Raw genomic sequence first — 15133 nt, 5'->3', positions numbered from 1 at the left:
TGCGGCTCTTGCAGCCGCTGGCAGCCCTCAGAACACAGCAACTTTTGAACAGAAAACGAGCGCAAATGGAAGAAAATTTTGTTCGTTTTGGTTCGTATCGACATAAGCTTATGACAAGAAAATGAAATTCTTGTCCAATGTTTGACCCGAATCGCAAATATGCGCGTCTATCAACAGCGGAAGCGAAAATAAATTAGAGCGGTTGCGAACCGAAACGAACCCACTATGGTCAGATGAAAGACGGAGGCCCTATGGTTCAAACCCTGCGAAAGCCAGAAATTATCGAGATTGCCCGCCGCGAAGGCAAAGTGACCGTCGAAATGTTGGTTGATTACTTTGGCGTCACCCCACAGACGATTCGCCGCGATCTCACCGAACTGGCAGAGGCAGGGCAACTGGAACGGGTGCACGGCGGTGCCGTTCTGCCCTCCACCACGATGAACATAGGCTATATGGAACGGCAAGAGCTGAACCTGTCGTCCAAGGTCGACATCGCCCGCGAATGCGTCAAACACATCCCCAACGATTGTTCCGTCTTCCTCAACATCGGTACCACAACCGAGGCGGTCGCAGCTGAACTGCGCCGCCACACCGGACTGCTGATCGTGACAAACAACCTAAATATCGCGCAAAAGCTGATGTATGAATCAGAGGCAGAGGTGGTCGTCACCGGCGGCGATCTGCGCCGTGCAGACGGGGGGCTGGTCGGCGCGATGGCACGTGAGGCGGTGTCGCGCTTCCGTTTCGATTACGCGATCATCGGCTGTTCGGCGCTGCATCCTGATGGAGACATTCTAGATTTCGACACCCGCGAGGTGGGTGTCAGCCAGGCGATAATCGCCCGAAGCGACAAGGTTATTCTGGCCGCCGATGCGTCCAAATTCGACCGCAAGGCGCCGATCAAGATCGCCAGCATGCCAGAGATCGATACATTCGTCACAGACAAAGCCCCGCCTGCGGCCTTCGCCGCTGCCTGCGCACAATGCGATACCCAAATCATCGTCGCCACGCATAGCTAACGGGCATCCTCTAGCGCCTTACTGTGATCAGTTGCTCAGCGGCGAGGTCTTTGGACATGCGGAAATGCCTCGCAATATCGAGTGGTTAACCAAATATTAACCTTCTTCGCGGCCTTTGGAGGTACTGCCAATCCCAACTGCCCGAAAAGAGCTCGCGTGTTAGCCAAGTTGTTCCTGCTCTGCCTGCCGTTCTGCGCCGTCGGCCATGTTGGCCTATTGGGCGGGTTTGATTCTAATGCGGGGCTGCTGTTGCTGTTTCCGCTGCTGGGGGTGCAGATTATAACCGGTCAGGCACATACAGCACTTTTGGGACGCAATGCGCAGGCCGCATTGCTGCGCCGCTACGGGATGATCCTGTCGCTAGCGGCTACGTTGACGGTACTGAACGGGGCACGGCTATTGGTGCCCGTGAACATCGGGCTTGATTACGGGCTGGTGCCACAGCACAAGGCGATGGTGACGGCGATCGTGCCTTTGTTCATCTTTGCCCTGATGGTCGCGCTTTATACGCTGGCACGACACATGGACCGGATGCAGTTTCAGCGCACTATAGTGGCCAGTTTCTGGATCGTGGTGGGCTACAGCGCGTTACAGGTGTCGCACTATCTGGTCGGCAATCCTCTCTATGATCTGCTACACCCAGTGGTCGAGGGCACGCGCGACACCGGCCATCTGTCCTATCTGCAACACTTCGGCCGGATGAACGGCAGCGCACAGGAGCCAGCAGAGTTTGGCAAACTGCTGGTGGTTTATTTCCTGCCGTGGCTGGTGTTCCCGTTGGACGGTGTTCGCCGCCCTGTCGCAACAATTGCAGCGATAGTGCTGTCGCTGGCAACGCTGTCGATCATCGGCATCCTGCTGGTGGCACTGGCATTGGTGATGATCCTTACCTCCCGCCAGATGGCGGGCGGACTACGACTGTCGGCTTTGGCACTTGCTTATCTGGTGCTGCTGGCAGCGGTGATTGTGGGCGACAGCGTGCTACAGGGATTCTTTGTCCGCCTCACCGCTCTGGAGGAGGATGCGTCAACCATCATCCGCACCACCTATAATCTGGCGGCGCTGCAGCTGGTGGCAGAAAACCCGTGGCTAGGCGTTGGCTGGTCCAACGAACTGTTTCTCTTCCCCGAGAAGATTGCCCATATCGCCCACCTCTGGGAGGTGCAAAATGACATCCGCCTGGGCAACGCGCTGACGGCCAAGAGCCTTGCCCTGCGATTGATGATGTATCTGGGCCTGCCCCTCTTTGCCTATTTCGCCTATGCGACAGCCCGCGTCTTTCTGTTTCCACCGCATGAAGCCAACCATTGGGAACCCACCGTTCACGATCGTGCCAGAGCACGATTCGTCATCATGCTTTTTACGCTTGCTGCCATGATTGACGGCGGCATCCTCACCTCTTTCTTTGGCTGGGCCTGCCTGATTTTCCCGCTGGCGATGCTGGCACCCTGCCCCGCTTCTGCCGCGGCCGGACGTATGTCATCCGACCCTCAATTCCTGCGAGGCACCGCATGAAATCCCTGTTGTCGAAATCCCTGATCGCTGTGGCACTACGCATCGCCAGTGCCATCCTTGCCTATGCCAGTATTATCGTGCTGGCCCGTTGGCTGCCCGCCCGCGAGTTTGGTTATTGGGGCAGTATTATCAGCGCCTTGACCTTTCTTGGTGTGCTCTGCGGGCTGGGCCTGCCGATGGCACTCTTGCGATTTATCCCCCAGGATCAAGTAGAGGCATCAGGCGCACAAACATCCACCATTATCCGCTATGCCCTACGCCGCACGATGCGGGTGACGATCGGGATCAGTGTTGCGGCAGCCCTGTTGGCATTCGCACTGATCCTTTCGGGATTGACTGCCAAAGCGGGCGTCGCACAGACAGTGTCAGTGGTCAGCCTGGGTCTGCTGTTACTGCCATTTTACGTACTGATTGACCTAAACGGTGCGGTAGTGCGTAGTTTTGGCGGTCTGTTCTGGGCCATCGCACCCCGAGAGGTACTGTGGCGCCTTGGCCTCCTTCCGCTTGTGGTCATCGCCAGTACGCTGAACCCCTCCGCGCCTTTCGCCACCTTCATGGTCATGGCTGGCCTGTCACTGGGCGCAATGGCTGGCGTTCAAAGCTGGCGTAGCCGCATGATGGTGCCTGCGCAACCAGTCGCAGCACCGCCATTGGACACCAAACCGCTAACGCAGGTGACCCGTCCGATCTGGATGTCCACCACAGCAAACTACGGACTCAGCAATCTGGATATCCTCTTTGTCGCGCTGATGATCTCCCCCGAAATGGCGGCGCCCTATTTCATACTCTCTCGCACCGCCAGCCTGCTGTCATTTGCCCATAACGCGATCAGTGTGTTTCTGGGCCCAGTCCTGTCGCGCGCCTATTACGGAAAGGACCCTGCACAAGCGCAGGCCGCCGCCTCTACCGGCGTGGTGCTGGCCTTTCTGCCCGCGCTTATGGCTTTTGGCCTGTTCTATCTATGGGGAGCAGAAGTGCTGGAGGTGCTTGATCCCAAGCTAACGCAACACGTGCCACTGTTGTTGATCCTGTCTGTTGGCCACCTGTTCAACGCGGGCGCGGGACCTTGTGGCGATCTGCTGAACATGACCGGACATGAGCGTCTGCATGCCAAAGTCTCGACCACGATGCTGCTGTTAATGCTCCTCTGCCTGCCGATGGTGATCTATCTGTCCGGCGTTCTGGGCGCGGCACTGGTGGTGTCAGGGCTCTTGTCAGTGCAATCCGTCACACTCTGGGCGCTGGCGCGACGGGCCACCGGCTTTGACACTTCTATTTTCGCCGCTCTGCGCATTTTATTATTGCGTCGAGACGCGGTAACTAGCTGATTAGTTAAGGCATTAATCCGATGATACAGACTCCCACTGCCAAGACAGCTCCACTCTCAAAACCCGAGGCAGAGGCCACGCTTCTCTACGTCTGCGGCTTCCAGCCAAGCGCAACTGCCACCTCCTCTGGCCAAAAACTAGCTTTTCGCCAGATAGAGGCACTGGCGAAACGTTACCACACCGTGCAGGTCCTGTACTTCATCAATGATCTGGATCGCCTGGATCCGAAACCCACAGGTTGGCCTGCCAATGTGACAGTGCTGGCACCGCAACGGGTGGACAAATCCGCCCGCTTCTTCGGGGCCCTGCGCTGGCCGTGGTGGCCGAATTTTGTTGCTGCGCGTAAATGGGCAGCACGGCACTTAATGCGGACGCTGCTGAGCGACCCGTCGATTGATATCATCTACGCCGATTTCGCCCAAGGTCTGGCAGCGGTGCCGATCAAAGCACTGCCCCGGGTGATTTTCCGCCAACATGACATCGTGTCGAACCTGTTCGCGCGTCACGCAGCACAAACACACGGGCTACGCCGCAACGCCTACGGCTTAGAGGCTGCGCGCACGCGGTTATGGGAAAACATCGTCTGGCCGCGCGTTGCGCAAATGCGAACCCTAACAGAGGAAGACGCACAGGCCGTCACCCGTCGTCAACCAGCAGCCGAGGTAAAGGCCGAAGTGGTCCGCGGCACCGTCACCGTCGCAAACACCCTACGTAGTCCGGATCGCATCATCGCAGGGCGGATCGGCTATTGGGGCAATATGGCGCGACAGGAAAACATCGATGCAGTACAACACATGGTCAACGTGCTGCTGCCCCGTATCCGACAGGTACATCCCCACGCACATCTATGGATCATCGGCGCCCATCCTAGCGCTGAGGTTCAGGCGTTGAGCAGCGAGTATGTCCATGTCACCGGCTTCCTAGAGGATCCCACCGCCGCATTTGCCACCCTTGATCTGGCGGCGGCGCCATTGCGGTTGGGGTCTGGGGTGAAGATCAAGGTTTTCGAAACCATCGATGCCGACATCCCCACCGTCGTCAGCCCCGTCGGCGGCGAAGGGATAGAGGATCACCCGAACCTCTATCGCGCGGCCACCGACGATGCCTTCGTCCAGCAGGTTGTGGCGCTGATACACCCCCTCACAAGGGCAGTGTCCCAGACGGGTACAGCAAAACCCGCGACACACTCAACGGATGCGGCGCCGGCTGCCAATCCGGCCCCACCGTGACCGCCAACTGATCGACCTGCACGCCTGCGCCATCCATCAACCGCAGATCGTAAATACCAGTCGGCGCCTGCCAGTCGACTTGATCCGCCGCCCGCAGCGCCGGACTGCCGCCACTGTGGATATAGCTGCTGGCGGCGGTGCCGGCCTCCATCTGGGCGGCGAACAGCACCACCTCGGCCCCCGCAACATCACTGCCAGGACCGAACCCAAAACTCACACCACCATCGAAATTCGGCACAAAGGTGAAACTTAAATGGATCGCCTGATCGACCCCCACCTCCACCATCGACAGATCTGTGATCGCCCCGGCGTTTTGAATGCCGGAATTGGCCACGCCGGGCGTCAGATAAACCTGCGTCTCATCGCCCGTGGCATCGTTGCGCAAAACCACCAGACCGCTTGCCACCGTGCCGAAGGCAAACCACAGCGTCACCCGATAGGGCACGCCACTTACCAACGCTGGCGTCGCTGCATGCTGCAACCGGTTCCACGCCGCATCAACCGCCTGAATGGCACAACCATGGAACTGTCCCAAGGCGTTGCCCGACAGATCCACCGCCGTGGCCCCTGCCCCCACCCAACCATTGCTGATAGCTGCGGCAGAGTGGCTCAACAGATTACTGGCTGCACCTTCAAACAAGGCGGCAGGCAGAAGACCACGGCGGTCGTAGCGCAACTCGTCTGGCGCGGCGCCCACAAACCGCCCTGCCCCATCGTAACCCACCGCCTCGCTAGGTCGTGACAGGGTGAAGCCATGACTGAAATGACCGACAGAAAAGTCCCAGACTGCCACTGGTTCTATCCCGCCGGACGCGTAGCTGGTGCGCCGCGCCGCCTGCCCTGCGATCAGAGCCCGAATAGCCACTGTCATCTTACCACCCAACAATCAGATCAGTAGCCGTAGTGCCACTGGCGTGGATGCGCACCAATTCCATCAGGTGCCAGCCAACATGCAAATTCGGCAGAGTTAGGGTCTGTCCGCCCAGGGTCGTAACCCGCAGCGTCCCAGCACCACCGATATAGATCCACTGCGACACCACCGGCAAATCAGTGGTATCATCAGGCGTTATCTGAGCTAGATTAACCGGTCCTCCGGCACGGGTCGGGCTGCGTCCTTCGAATTGATTTTGTGCAGGCATCGGATGCTCCTTTTTTGAGGTTCTCGCAGCATCCGTGGAATTGGTTAACCAATTGGTAACGTATCGTACGTAGCCTTGTCCGGTCGCGCGCAATGCGCGTCTGAACGAGGGGACAACAGATGCAAGACACACAAAACACCGCGCCATATGCCCGCCCAGCAGTCGCCGTGGTCATGACGCTTTATCGCACTGACGATCTGGGGCATTTCGAAACTGCGCTTGCCTCAATCGAAGGGCAGATGGGCGATTTCATTCCCCGCGTTTACCTATGCTGCGATGGTCCCCTGCGTCCGCAGCAGGACAGTTGGCTACACCAGAACCGCGACCGGTTTTATCGGGTGATCGCCAATCCCTATAATCAAGGTTTGGCGCGATCGTTGAACCGGCTGATCGATATCCTTGAACGGGAGGAATTTGTGTTCCGCATGGATGGTGACGATGTGTCCTTACCCGGCCGTTTCGCAGCGCAAATCACCTATCTGCAGACACACACTGACCTATCACTGGTCGGCTGTCAGGCGCAGGACATTGATGAACAGGGCAATGTGATCGCCCCCCGCTCCTTCCCCACCAATGCCGATCAGATCGCTGCCGTATCGCACAAGATCAATCCGGTGCTGCACCCCAGCTATTGCTTCCGCCGATCGGTGTTTGAGGATCCCGCAATCCGGTATCCGCAAGCGTATCTGAGTGAGGATTTGGCGATGATCGTCACCATGCTAGAACGCGGTCACAGGATCGCCAACCTGCCCGACTGCCTGTTTCAATGGCGTCTTGGCGAAAACTTCTACACCCGTCGCCGCGATCTGAAACGCGGATTGGTGGAAGCGGGTTGGTACTACCGCGCCATGCGCGCCAACCACGGGGTCCTATCACCGCAGCTGGTCTTCCCTCTGGCCCGGTTGTTGTTGCGCGTCCTACCCACCTCTTGGGTGCAGCGCGCCTACCGTTCGCCCCTACGCCAACGCGCCAGCGCAATATAGACGCCGAATCGAAACGAGCGTGTCCTGTTCAGATCAGGCATTCCACCACCTCACCGCGCCATTCGGGCCTAATTCACCGGAATAGAGACTATTCAGGCCGAAAAATCACATGATTTTCATCCGTTATCGGTAGTTTCTAAGCTAATAGCTGAAGATATTTTGCAGAACCTGTGGATAAATCAGCACATACGAACCCCGCACCCACGCCGAATCTGTTGCAAATGCTCAGCATCTTCGCTTAAGTAACGCTAATAAAAGCGCTGACGAAAAAGAGCGTTACTAAAATCGTCCGGTCGGAGCAATGGGATCGAGGCACGAAGGCAGATCAGTTAAAGGATATCAAAAGGGTATTCCAACAGCAGATCACCCACCGCCCTACCCCAGCGCAACAGGCTGGCACAATACACAGGCGTGGCGACATGATCACCATCAATCAGCGAATCCGCGAAAATGCGGAACAACTTTCTGCGGCCCTCGAAGACCATATGATGAAGGTCTTCGCCCCTGATGCGCGCAAGGAATTGCGGCTGTTCAGCGCCGGAGAAGCGGCCGAATTGTTGGGCATTTCCGCCAGCTTTCTACGCAAGCTGCATTTTGATAGCAAAATCCCCGATGTCCACATGACACCGGGCGGACGTAGACACTATTCCGCCTCAGATCTGGGTCAAATCCGCGAAATCCTTGAAACCACGGCGAAGACCGCCGGCGCCTATAAACGTGGCCGCCGTGAAGGTGACAAGGTGCAGGTTCTGTCCTTCCTCAACTTCAAAGGTGGCAGCGGCAAAACCACCAGCTCGGTGCATACCGCGCAACGGCTGGCCCTGCTGGGATATCGCGTTCTGTGTGTGGATATCGACCCTCAGGCCTCCCTCACCACGCTGTTTGGCTACAGGCCGGAATATGACTTCCTGCAATCGGGCACCATCTATGACGCGATCCGCTATGACGATCCCCTGCCCCTCAGCCAGGTGATCCAGCAAACCTATTTTGCCGGCATTGATCTGGCCCCCGGTGGGCTGATGTTGCAGGAATTTGAACACGAGACACCGCAGGCCCTGCTCAACAACACCCAACCTCCATTTTTCGCCCGCATGGCCACTGCCCTGCAGGAGGTAGAAGCGAATTATGACGTGATCATCTTCGATTGTCCGCCGCAGTTGGGCTATCTGACCATGTCGGCGCTCTGTGCGTCTACTGGTGTGCTCATCACCATCGTGCCGAACATGCTGGACATCGCGTCGATGTCGCAGTTCCTGCAGATGAGCGCCGACCTGCTCGATGTTGTCTCGGATGCGGGGGCGACGATGGAATTTGATTTCCTACGCTTCCTCATAAACCGTTATGAGCCGAACGACGGACCACAGCAACAGGTGGTGTCCTTCCTGCGCCAGATGTTCGGCGAGGAGGTGATGGTCGCCCCAATGCTAAAATCGACGGCGATTTCAGACGCGGGCCTCACTCATCAGACGATATATGAGGTCGACCGAAGCCAGTTCCACCGACAAACTTACGACCGTGCAGTGGATTCACTCAACCAGGTGAACGATGAGATAGAGTCGCTGATCCAAGCGACATGGAGGCGTTAATGGCACGCAAAGGCATCCTCTCCCCTACCCCCAGCCCGACGACGGCTGACAAACCAGAACGGCCGAAACCCCGCGCCGCGGCGATGATGCCCCGTGGTGCAGTTGGCGCGCTGCAATCCTCGCTGACCAAGCTGCAGGAGAACGCAGTGCAGGATATCGACACCGCGCTGATTGATGACGCAGGCGTCGAGGACCGGCTGGGCCTGGACACGCAGGCGCAGAAACAGCTGGTAGAAAGCCTGCAAACCTATGGCCAGCAGGTGCCAGTTCTGTTGCGCCCCCATTCGACCAAACAGGGTCGCTATGAAATCGTCTATGGCCGCCGCCGCCTGCAGGCGCTGCGCAAACTGGGTCTACCGGTCAAGGCTATGGTGCGTCAGTTGGATGATCACGCGCTGGTGATGGCGCAGGGGCAGGAAAACACCTCCCGTCAGGACCTTAGCTTTATCGAAAAAGCCAGCTTTGCCGCACAGTTAGAGGTAACAGACTATGATCGGCAGACAATCGCTGCCGCCCTGTCGATTGATCTGCCAATGGTCAGCCGGATGCTGAAAGTAGGCAACGCCTTTGATCTGGAGTTCCTGCGCACAATCGGATCCGCCCCCGGTATTGGCCGTGATCGCTGGATGCAGCTGGTAAAGCGGTTTGAAAACTCTGGTGTAAAATCGCATGCGATGGCTTTACTCAACCGGCCCGAATTTCGTCTTCTCACGTCTGATGAGCGGTTCGAGGCGATCTTTGAGCGTACAACCGAAAGCCTATCTCAACAGGCCAACCCGACGGCCAAGAAAAAACCCAAAGCCGCGCCCAAACCCCGCACCCTACGCAGCAGCGCAGGCGGCACCCTGGGCGACATCAAGACAACCCGCAAAGGCGTCACGCTGACCCTGTCAGCCGCCACGTCGAGCGGGTTTGACACGTGGTTTGATAGCCACGCCGAAGACCTGCTGAACGAGCTTCACGCCCGTTTCACAGCAGAGACCAAAGATAAGTCCGACACATAAGAAAGCAGTAAGGAGGCACTAAACAGACGGCAAAAGAAAAGCCCCCCAGGATTCAACCCGGACGGCCCTTCTCAAGTCTAGCAGCTCTGAGTTAGCCCGCAGGTTCCGGTTCTGTCAACCGCATGCAGTGCATGGGGCGTCTCTTTTATTGTCTTACGTGATTGAAAATGCAGGCAGCGTCCCAAACCACGATGGGGCGGATGGTATCCTTTGGCCAAACGGCTGGCGATGTCACCGTCCAAAACTGTTTCACGACATCCGACAGCGAGGGTACACCCGCTGTCGGCCATGACAAATGGCAGCTGCTGGAGGCGCTAACAACCGCCGCCGCACTTTATGATCTGTCTCACCGGACCTTGTCGGTTCTGCGCGCACTGATCAGTTTTCACCCGCATCGACTACTTACGGATGAGGTTGGCAGCGCGATTGTCTTCCCCGCCAACAGGACGCTTTCTAAACGGCTACATGGTATGCCCGAAAGCACCCTGCGCCGTCATCTGGCGCGGCTGGTGGATCTGGGCGTAATCACCCGCCACGACAGCCCGAACCGCAAACGCTTTGCCCGTCGGGTCGGTGGCTTTGTTGGTCAGGCATACGGCTTTGACCTTTCACCTCTCGCCCGCCACGGTGATCAACTGATGCAGGCCGCCCACGCCGCGGAGGAAGCACAGCAACGGCTGGCAATGATGCGCGCCGAGGTATTGCACCTGCGCGCCCGATACCTATGCAACCGCAATGTAGACACCGTATTTCTGGCCGAAATGAACCGCTTACTCCGCCGCAGACCGGATGCAGACACCCTTCACGATCTGCTGGGCCAATTGCAGGAACGTCTCACGAATACAACAGACGAGACAGACACCCTGCCCGCCCTTACGGCTGACAATCGAGCCGAAAAAACGCCAGAAAACACCGCCTGCAATCCCACAACAATGAGCGTCAACCACAGCCAAAATGAGCGGCACATACAGTCTGAAAAAAAATATAACTCTGACTCTGATACTCCTTCGACTAAGCAAAATCAGACAAAGATAAAATGTTCCGAGGATGGAACTGCTTCGCTAATTGCAAAGAAAGACATAACTTTGGCAGAGGTTGTCTCTCAATGCCCAACACTCAGCGCCTTCTTTCCCGGGCAGTTAACATCCTGGCAAGCGCTAGCGAATATTGCACAGCAGCTGGTGCCAATGATGGGAATTGATCAGCCTGTCTGGATCGAGGCCGTCAATAATCTTGGCTTGCATAAAGCTGCCGTGAGTGTGGTGGCGATCCATGAACGGTTCGATCAAATTCAGAACCCAGGGGCTTATCTGCGTCATCTGTCACGGAGCCATAAAGTGACAGCGCTGAACATCCACGCGGTGTTGATAAGGCAGGGGGACCGAATAGGGTCTTGTGAGGGGTCAAAGTACTGAAAACAAGGGGATTGTCAGCTGACAATCTTAAAATTCCTTCTAAATCAGTAGCTTGCAAAATTGTCAGCCGGAAAGCATGTGGAAATTGTCAGCTGACAATCGATCTTTAGCCTGTGACACCCAGGCTTAGCTTGCACCAGCCTCACGGAACCATTGCACGATCAAACGCCGCTCTTCTGGTTCCATGTAGGTGACATTTGCAGGCGGCATTGCATGGGTCACTCCCGCTTGCAAATAGATTTGTTTGGCGGCAGCGGCCACATCCGCCTCTGTTTCTAACACAATACCCTTCGGTGCCCGCGTGATCCCCTCGTAGTAAGGTTCCCGTGCGTGGCACATGGCGCAACGACCGGGGATAACATTCATCACATCTTCAAAATGTGTCGCGGTTGCATAGCGCAGTTCAGTGGCGCTCAAGGCGCGCGCCTCCGACTGCTCATAGGTGTCTTGCATCAAGGGGGCGGTGGACAACCACATCACACAGATAAACAGGATCGCCGTTATCAGCCACGTCCACCATTTATATCCACCACCCGCATGAGAGGTGTTGAAGAAATGGCGGATCGTTACCCCCATGAGGAACACCAGCGCCGCTATGATCCAATTATACTCTGTCGCAAAAGCCAGCGGATAGTGGTTCGAAAGCATCAGGAACACCACCGGCAGCGTCAGGTAGTTGTTATGGGTTGATCGCAATTTGGCAATTTTGCCGTATTTGGCATCTGGTGTACGCCCCGCCTGCAGATCAGCTACCACAATGCGCTGGTTTGGCATGATGATGAAAAACACGTTTGCGGTCATGATCGTGGCGGTAAATGCACCCAGATGCAGCATGGTCGCGCGACCGGTGAAGATCTGGTTGTAGCCCCAGCCCATGACCACCAACATTGCAAACAAGAGCAGCATCAACAGCGTTGGCGTGTTCCCCAGTGCCGATTTGCACAACCGATCATAGATCAACCAGCCCAGCGTCAAGGAACCCGCAGAAATCACGATACCCTGCCACAACGCCAGATCCGCTTTGCCTGCGTCGATCAGGTACAGTTCACCCCCGACCCAATAGACCACCATCAACAGTGCCGCACCGCTGAGCCATGTGGTGTAGCTTTCCCATTTGAACCAGATCAGATGCTCCGGCATATTTTCTGGGGCCACCAGATATTTCTGGATGTGGTAAAATCCGCCGCCGTGAACCTGCCATTCCTCACCATGGGCGCCGACGGGCAGGTTGGGGTGTTTGCGCAGACCCAGATCCAGCGCGATGAAGTAAAACGATGACCCGATCCAGGCCATTGCAGTGATGACATGCAGCCAGCGTACTGCGAACCCGATCCAATCCCACATGATCGCAAGATCTTGCATTTGATACTCTCCCTGAGTGTTGCGGGCCCCGAAGCGAGAAGGGCAGGGCGGTCGCAAGGCCTTGGGGTGTTTGGTCCCAAGTCGTTGATGTTGTCAGCGGGCCTTAGGAGCCGCGATAGGTGGAATAGCCGAAGGGGCTCAACAGCAATGGCACGTGATAATGCGCTGCGGCGTCGGCCATGCCGAAGCGGATCGGCACCTGATCGAGAAACAGCGGATCCTCGCTCACCTGATCTGTGTCGCGCAGATAATCGCCGCAGAAAAAGATCAACTCATATGTGCCGGTTTTAAACTTCTCCTCAGGCAGGATAGGCGCATCGGTACGCCCGTCCGCATTGGTTACAGTCTCGGCGATTTTCTTGTGCGAATTGCCCGACACACGGTAGAGCGCGATTTTAATTCCTTCCGCCGGGCAGCCACGGGCGGTGTCGAGGACGTGGGTTGTCAGATATCCGGCCATGATCAGCCTCCTTTTCGGGCAGTTTTTCCTGTTCAGCTTATTTTGCGGCTTTTGTGCTGCTTGCAACACAACAAATGGCCAAACAACAGTTTCAAAATAATTGAGAAAGTCTTTGTACGTGCAACCTTTTATAAAGGTTTCCAAAGTAATCAGGAGATCCCCGAATGACCCGCTACCCCCGCGACATGCGTGGCTACGGCCCCAATGCCCCCGATGCTCAATGGCCGGGTGGGGCGAAGATCGCTGTGCAATTTGTCCTGAACTATGAGGAGGGTGGAGAAAATTGCCTGCTGCACGGCGATCAGGCGTCAGAGGCGTTCCTGTCTGATATTCCCGGTGCGGCGCAGTGGCAGGGTCAGCGCCATTGGAACATGGAATCCATATATGAATATGGTGCTCGCGCCGGTTTCTGGCGTCTGCACCGCCTGTTCACGACCCGTGATATTCCGGTGACCATTTACGGTGTCGCACAGGCATTGGCGCGTAATCCTGAACAGGTCGCCGCGATGAAATCCGCAGGCTGGGAAATTGCATCGCATGGCCTCAAATGGGTTGAACACAAAGACATGCCCGAAGACGAAGAACGCGCAGCCATTGCCGAGGCGATCCGCCTGCACACAGAGGTGGTGGGTGAGGCCCCGCGCGGTTGGTACACTGGACGCTGTAGCGCAAATACTGTGCGGCTGGTGGCAGAAACCGGGCAGTTTGCGTATGTCAGTGACACTTATGACGATGATCTGCCCTACTGGTTGGAGCTGGGCGATCAGAATCAACTGATCCTTCCTTACACGTTGGAGGTAAACGATATGCGCTTCGCCACGGCCCCCGGTTGGGTCACGGGCGAAGATTTCTTTCAATACCTGAAGGACAGTTTTGACACGCTCTATGCCGAGGGTGAGGCAGGTGCGCCGCGCATGATGTCGATCGGTTTGCACTGTCGTCTGATCGGCCGTCCGGGCAAGATCGCGGGGCTGATCCGGTTCCTTGATTACATCGCGGGCTTCGATGGCGTTTGGACCCCGACCCGTCTGGACATCGCCGACCATTGGGCCGCTGTCCATCCACATCAGCGGATTGAGCGTCCCTCGGAAATGAACCGCGAGCGGTTTGTTGAGGTTTACGGCGGGATCTTTGAACACTCCCCTTGGATTGCCGAACGCGCCCATGGTCTGGAATTGGGCAAGGCACATGACTGCGCCGCCGGTGTGCATAATGCGCTGTGCCGGATGTTCCGCACCGCCAGCCACGCCGAACGTCACGGCGTGCTGACCGCCCACCCCGATCTGGCGGGTAAACTGGCCGCCGCCGGACGGTTGACGGCAGAGAGTACATCGGAACAGGCCTCCGCCAGTTTGGACATGCTGACAGATGAGGAGCGTGAGGCGTTCACCGTGCTGAATGATACCTATGTGGCAAAACACGGTTTCCCTTTCATCATCGCGGTGCGGGATCATGATAAGGCGTCGATCCTGGCCAATTTCAAACGCCGCATCGACAATGCGACAGAAGTAGAATTTGCTGAGGCCTGCAAACAGGTCGAACGTATTGCCGAATTTCGCCTGATGGACCTGCTGCCATGAGTATCCTGCGTCTGCAACCCTTGACGGCAGTGGCGTTCGCTCCCTTCGGTGATGTGATCGAGGTCGCGGGCGATGCGGATAAAATCATCAATCAAGGCATGTGTGGTCGCCACCATGATTTGGCCACTCTCGATTTTGGACCGGGGCGCGCAGGCGTCAGCCTGTTTGACGCCAAGGCGCGGGCCTTGCCCTACACACTTGATCTGATGGAACGGCATCCGCTGGGGTCGCAGGCGTTTATCCCGCTGGATAACGTGCCGATGATTGTCACCGTCGCGGCCGATTCAGACGGGCAACCGGGCGTGCCTCTGGCCTTCATTAGCCAGCCGGGACAGTCGATCAATATACACCGCAATGTTTGGCACGGTGTTTTGGCACCTTTGGGTGCATCTGGTCGTTTTGTGGTCATTGACCATATCAGCGATCTGCCAAACCTCGAAGAACACTGGTTTGACGCAGTCTACACTGTAGATAATCCGTAATCTCAATGCCTTAACAGGTCTAGTCTGGCGT

General features: G+C 56.9%; 14 protein-coding genes. 10 read left to right on the top strand and 4 right to left on the bottom strand.

The genetic code is table 11. The features are described from left to right. Positions 1-251: 251 nt before the first annotated feature. From MHM86_RS16140 to MHM86_RS16125, 4 genes are all read left to right on the top strand, one after another. Entirely contained in the window at positions 252-1019 is a 768-nt protein-coding gene (locus tag MHM86_RS16140; protein WP_239201375.1) for a DeoR/GlpR family DNA-binding transcription regulator, read from the top strand. Between the two features lie 156 nt (positions 1020-1175). Then, complete coding sequence (locus tag MHM86_RS17190) at positions 1176-2534, top strand: O-antigen ligase family protein (protein WP_239201374.1); 1359 nt, start codon at positions 1176-1178, stop codon at positions 2532-2534. Beyond that, on the top strand, positions 2531-3862 hold the full coding sequence (locus MHM86_RS16130; RefSeq protein ID WP_239201373.1) for a lipopolysaccharide biosynthesis protein: 1332 nt from the start codon (positions 2531-2533) through the stop codon (positions 3860-3862). Before MHM86_RS17190 ends, MHM86_RS16130 begins: the two co-directional genes overlap by 4 nt. A gap of 20 nt (positions 3863-3882) precedes the next feature. After that, positions 3883-5091: a glycosyltransferase family 4 protein gene (locus MHM86_RS16125; protein WP_239201371.1), complete on the top strand. Its 1209-nt coding sequence runs from the start codon at positions 3883-3885 to the stop codon at positions 5089-5091. Here MHM86_RS16125 and MHM86_RS16120 read toward each other — a convergent pair. Together MHM86_RS16120 and MHM86_RS16115 are read right to left on the bottom strand one after the other, a co-directional pair. Beyond that, positions 5003-5962, bottom strand: coding sequence for a hypothetical protein (locus MHM86_RS16120; protein ID WP_239201370.1), 960 nt, complete (start codon positions 5960-5962; stop codon positions 5003-5005). The two genes, MHM86_RS16125 and MHM86_RS16120, sit on opposite strands and share 89 nt — an antisense overlap. Before the next feature lies 1 nt (position 5963). Next, positions 5964-6230, bottom strand: coding sequence for a hypothetical protein (locus tag MHM86_RS16115; RefSeq protein ID WP_239201368.1), 267 nt, complete (start codon positions 6228-6230; stop codon positions 5964-5966). A gap of 119 nt (positions 6231-6349) precedes the next feature. Between MHM86_RS16115 and MHM86_RS16110 the strand changes: the two genes are divergently transcribed. From MHM86_RS16110 to repC, 4 genes are all read left to right on the top strand, one after another. Beyond that, on the top strand, positions 6350-7213 hold the full coding sequence (locus MHM86_RS16110) for a glycosyltransferase (RefSeq protein WP_239201366.1): 864 nt from the start codon (positions 6350-6352) through the stop codon (positions 7211-7213). Positions 7214-7632: 419 nt separating this feature from the next. Next, positions 7633-8799 carry a plasmid partitioning protein RepA gene (repA, locus tag MHM86_RS16105; RefSeq protein WP_239201364.1) on the top strand — a complete coding sequence of 389 codons (1167 nt, stop codon included), beginning with the start codon at positions 7633-7635 and terminating at the stop codon, positions 8797-8799. Then, positions 8799-9803: a plasmid partitioning protein RepB gene (gene repB, locus MHM86_RS16100; protein ID WP_239201361.1), complete on the top strand. Its 1005-nt coding sequence runs from the start codon at positions 8799-8801 to the stop codon at positions 9801-9803. The genes repA and repB overlap by 1 nt, the downstream gene beginning before the upstream one ends. A gap of 167 nt (positions 9804-9970) precedes the next feature. Beyond that, positions 9971-11218, top strand: a complete 1248-nt coding sequence (repC, locus tag MHM86_RS16095) for a plasmid replication protein RepC (RefSeq protein ID WP_370644203.1) — start codon at positions 9971-9973, stop codon at positions 11216-11218. 126 nt (positions 11219-11344) lie between these two features. Here the strand turns inward: repC and MHM86_RS16090 are convergent, their stop codons facing one another. Continuing rightward, positions 11345-12580, bottom strand: coding sequence for a urate hydroxylase PuuD (locus tag MHM86_RS16090; RefSeq protein WP_239201360.1), 1236 nt, complete (start codon positions 12578-12580; stop codon positions 11345-11347). Between the two features lie 103 nt (positions 12581-12683). Continuing rightward, entirely contained in the window at positions 12684-13040 is a 357-nt protein-coding gene (gene uraH / locus MHM86_RS16085; RefSeq protein WP_239201358.1) for a hydroxyisourate hydrolase, read from the bottom strand. Positions 13041-13204: 164 nt separating this feature from the next. Here uraH and puuE point away from each other — a divergent pair, with 164 nt between their 5' ends. Together puuE and MHM86_RS16075 are read left to right on the top strand one after the other, a co-directional pair. After that, the gene (gene puuE / locus MHM86_RS16080) at positions 13205-14620 is read left to right on the top strand and encodes an allantoinase PuuE (protein WP_239201357.1); all 1416 of its coding nucleotides are present in this window, start codon (positions 13205-13207) and stop codon (positions 14618-14620) included. Beyond that, complete coding sequence (locus MHM86_RS16075) at positions 14617-15102, top strand: ureidoglycolate lyase (protein WP_239201352.1); 486 nt, start codon at positions 14617-14619, stop codon at positions 15100-15102. Before puuE ends, MHM86_RS16075 begins: the two co-directional genes overlap by 4 nt. Positions 15103-15133 lie beyond the last annotated feature (31 nt).

This window comes from Thalassobius sp. Cn5-15, from assembly GCF_022347685.1.
Classification (GTDB): Bacteria; Pseudomonadota; Alphaproteobacteria; order Rhodobacterales; family Rhodobacteraceae; genus Thalassobius.
The sequence above is the reverse complement of the archived record's forward strand: the minus strand, read 5'-3'. Positions and strand labels throughout refer to the sequence as shown.

Excerpts from the sequence above, each read along its gene's own strand:
- MHM86_RS16140 (WP_239201375.1), top strand. The coding sequence starts at position 252 with ATGGTTCAAACCCTGCGAAAGCCAGAAATTATCGAGATTGCCCGCCGC.
- MHM86_RS16130 (WP_239201373.1), top strand. The coding sequence starts at position 2,531 with ATGAAATCCCTGTTGTCGAAATCCCTGATCGCTGTGGCACTACGCATC.
- MHM86_RS16125 (WP_239201371.1), top strand. The coding sequence starts at position 3,883 with ATGATACAGACTCCCACTGCCAAGACAGCTCCACTCTCAAAACCCGAG.
- MHM86_RS16120 (WP_239201370.1), bottom strand. The coding sequence starts at position 5,962 with ATGACAGTGGCTATTCGGGCTCTGATCGCAGGGCAGGCGGCGCGGCGC.
- MHM86_RS16115 (WP_239201368.1), bottom strand. The coding sequence starts at position 6,230 with ATGCCTGCACAAAATCAATTCGAAGGACGCAGCCCGACCCGTGCCGGA.
- MHM86_RS16110 (WP_239201366.1), top strand. The coding sequence starts at position 6,350 with ATGCAAGACACACAAAACACCGCGCCATATGCCCGCCCAGCAGTCGCC.
- repA (WP_239201364.1), top strand. The coding sequence starts at position 7,633 with ATGATCACCATCAATCAGCGAATCCGCGAAAATGCGGAACAACTTTCT.
- repB (WP_239201361.1), top strand. The coding sequence starts at position 8,799 with ATGGCACGCAAAGGCATCCTCTCCCCTACCCCCAGCCCGACGACGGCT.
- repC (WP_370644203.1), top strand. The coding sequence starts at position 9,971 with ATGCAGGCAGCGTCCCAAACCACGATGGGGCGGATGGTATCCTTTGGC.
- MHM86_RS16090 (WP_239201360.1), bottom strand. The coding sequence starts at position 12,580 with ATGCAAGATCTTGCGATCATGTGGGATTGGATCGGGTTCGCAGTACGC.
- uraH (WP_239201358.1), bottom strand. The coding sequence starts at position 13,040 with ATGGCCGGATATCTGACAACCCACGTCCTCGACACCGCCCGTGGCTGC.
- puuE (WP_239201357.1), top strand. The coding sequence starts at position 13,205 with ATGACCCGCTACCCCCGCGACATGCGTGGCTACGGCCCCAATGCCCCC.
- MHM86_RS16075 (WP_239201352.1), top strand. The coding sequence starts at position 14,617 with ATGAGTATCCTGCGTCTGCAACCCTTGACGGCAGTGGCGTTCGCTCCC.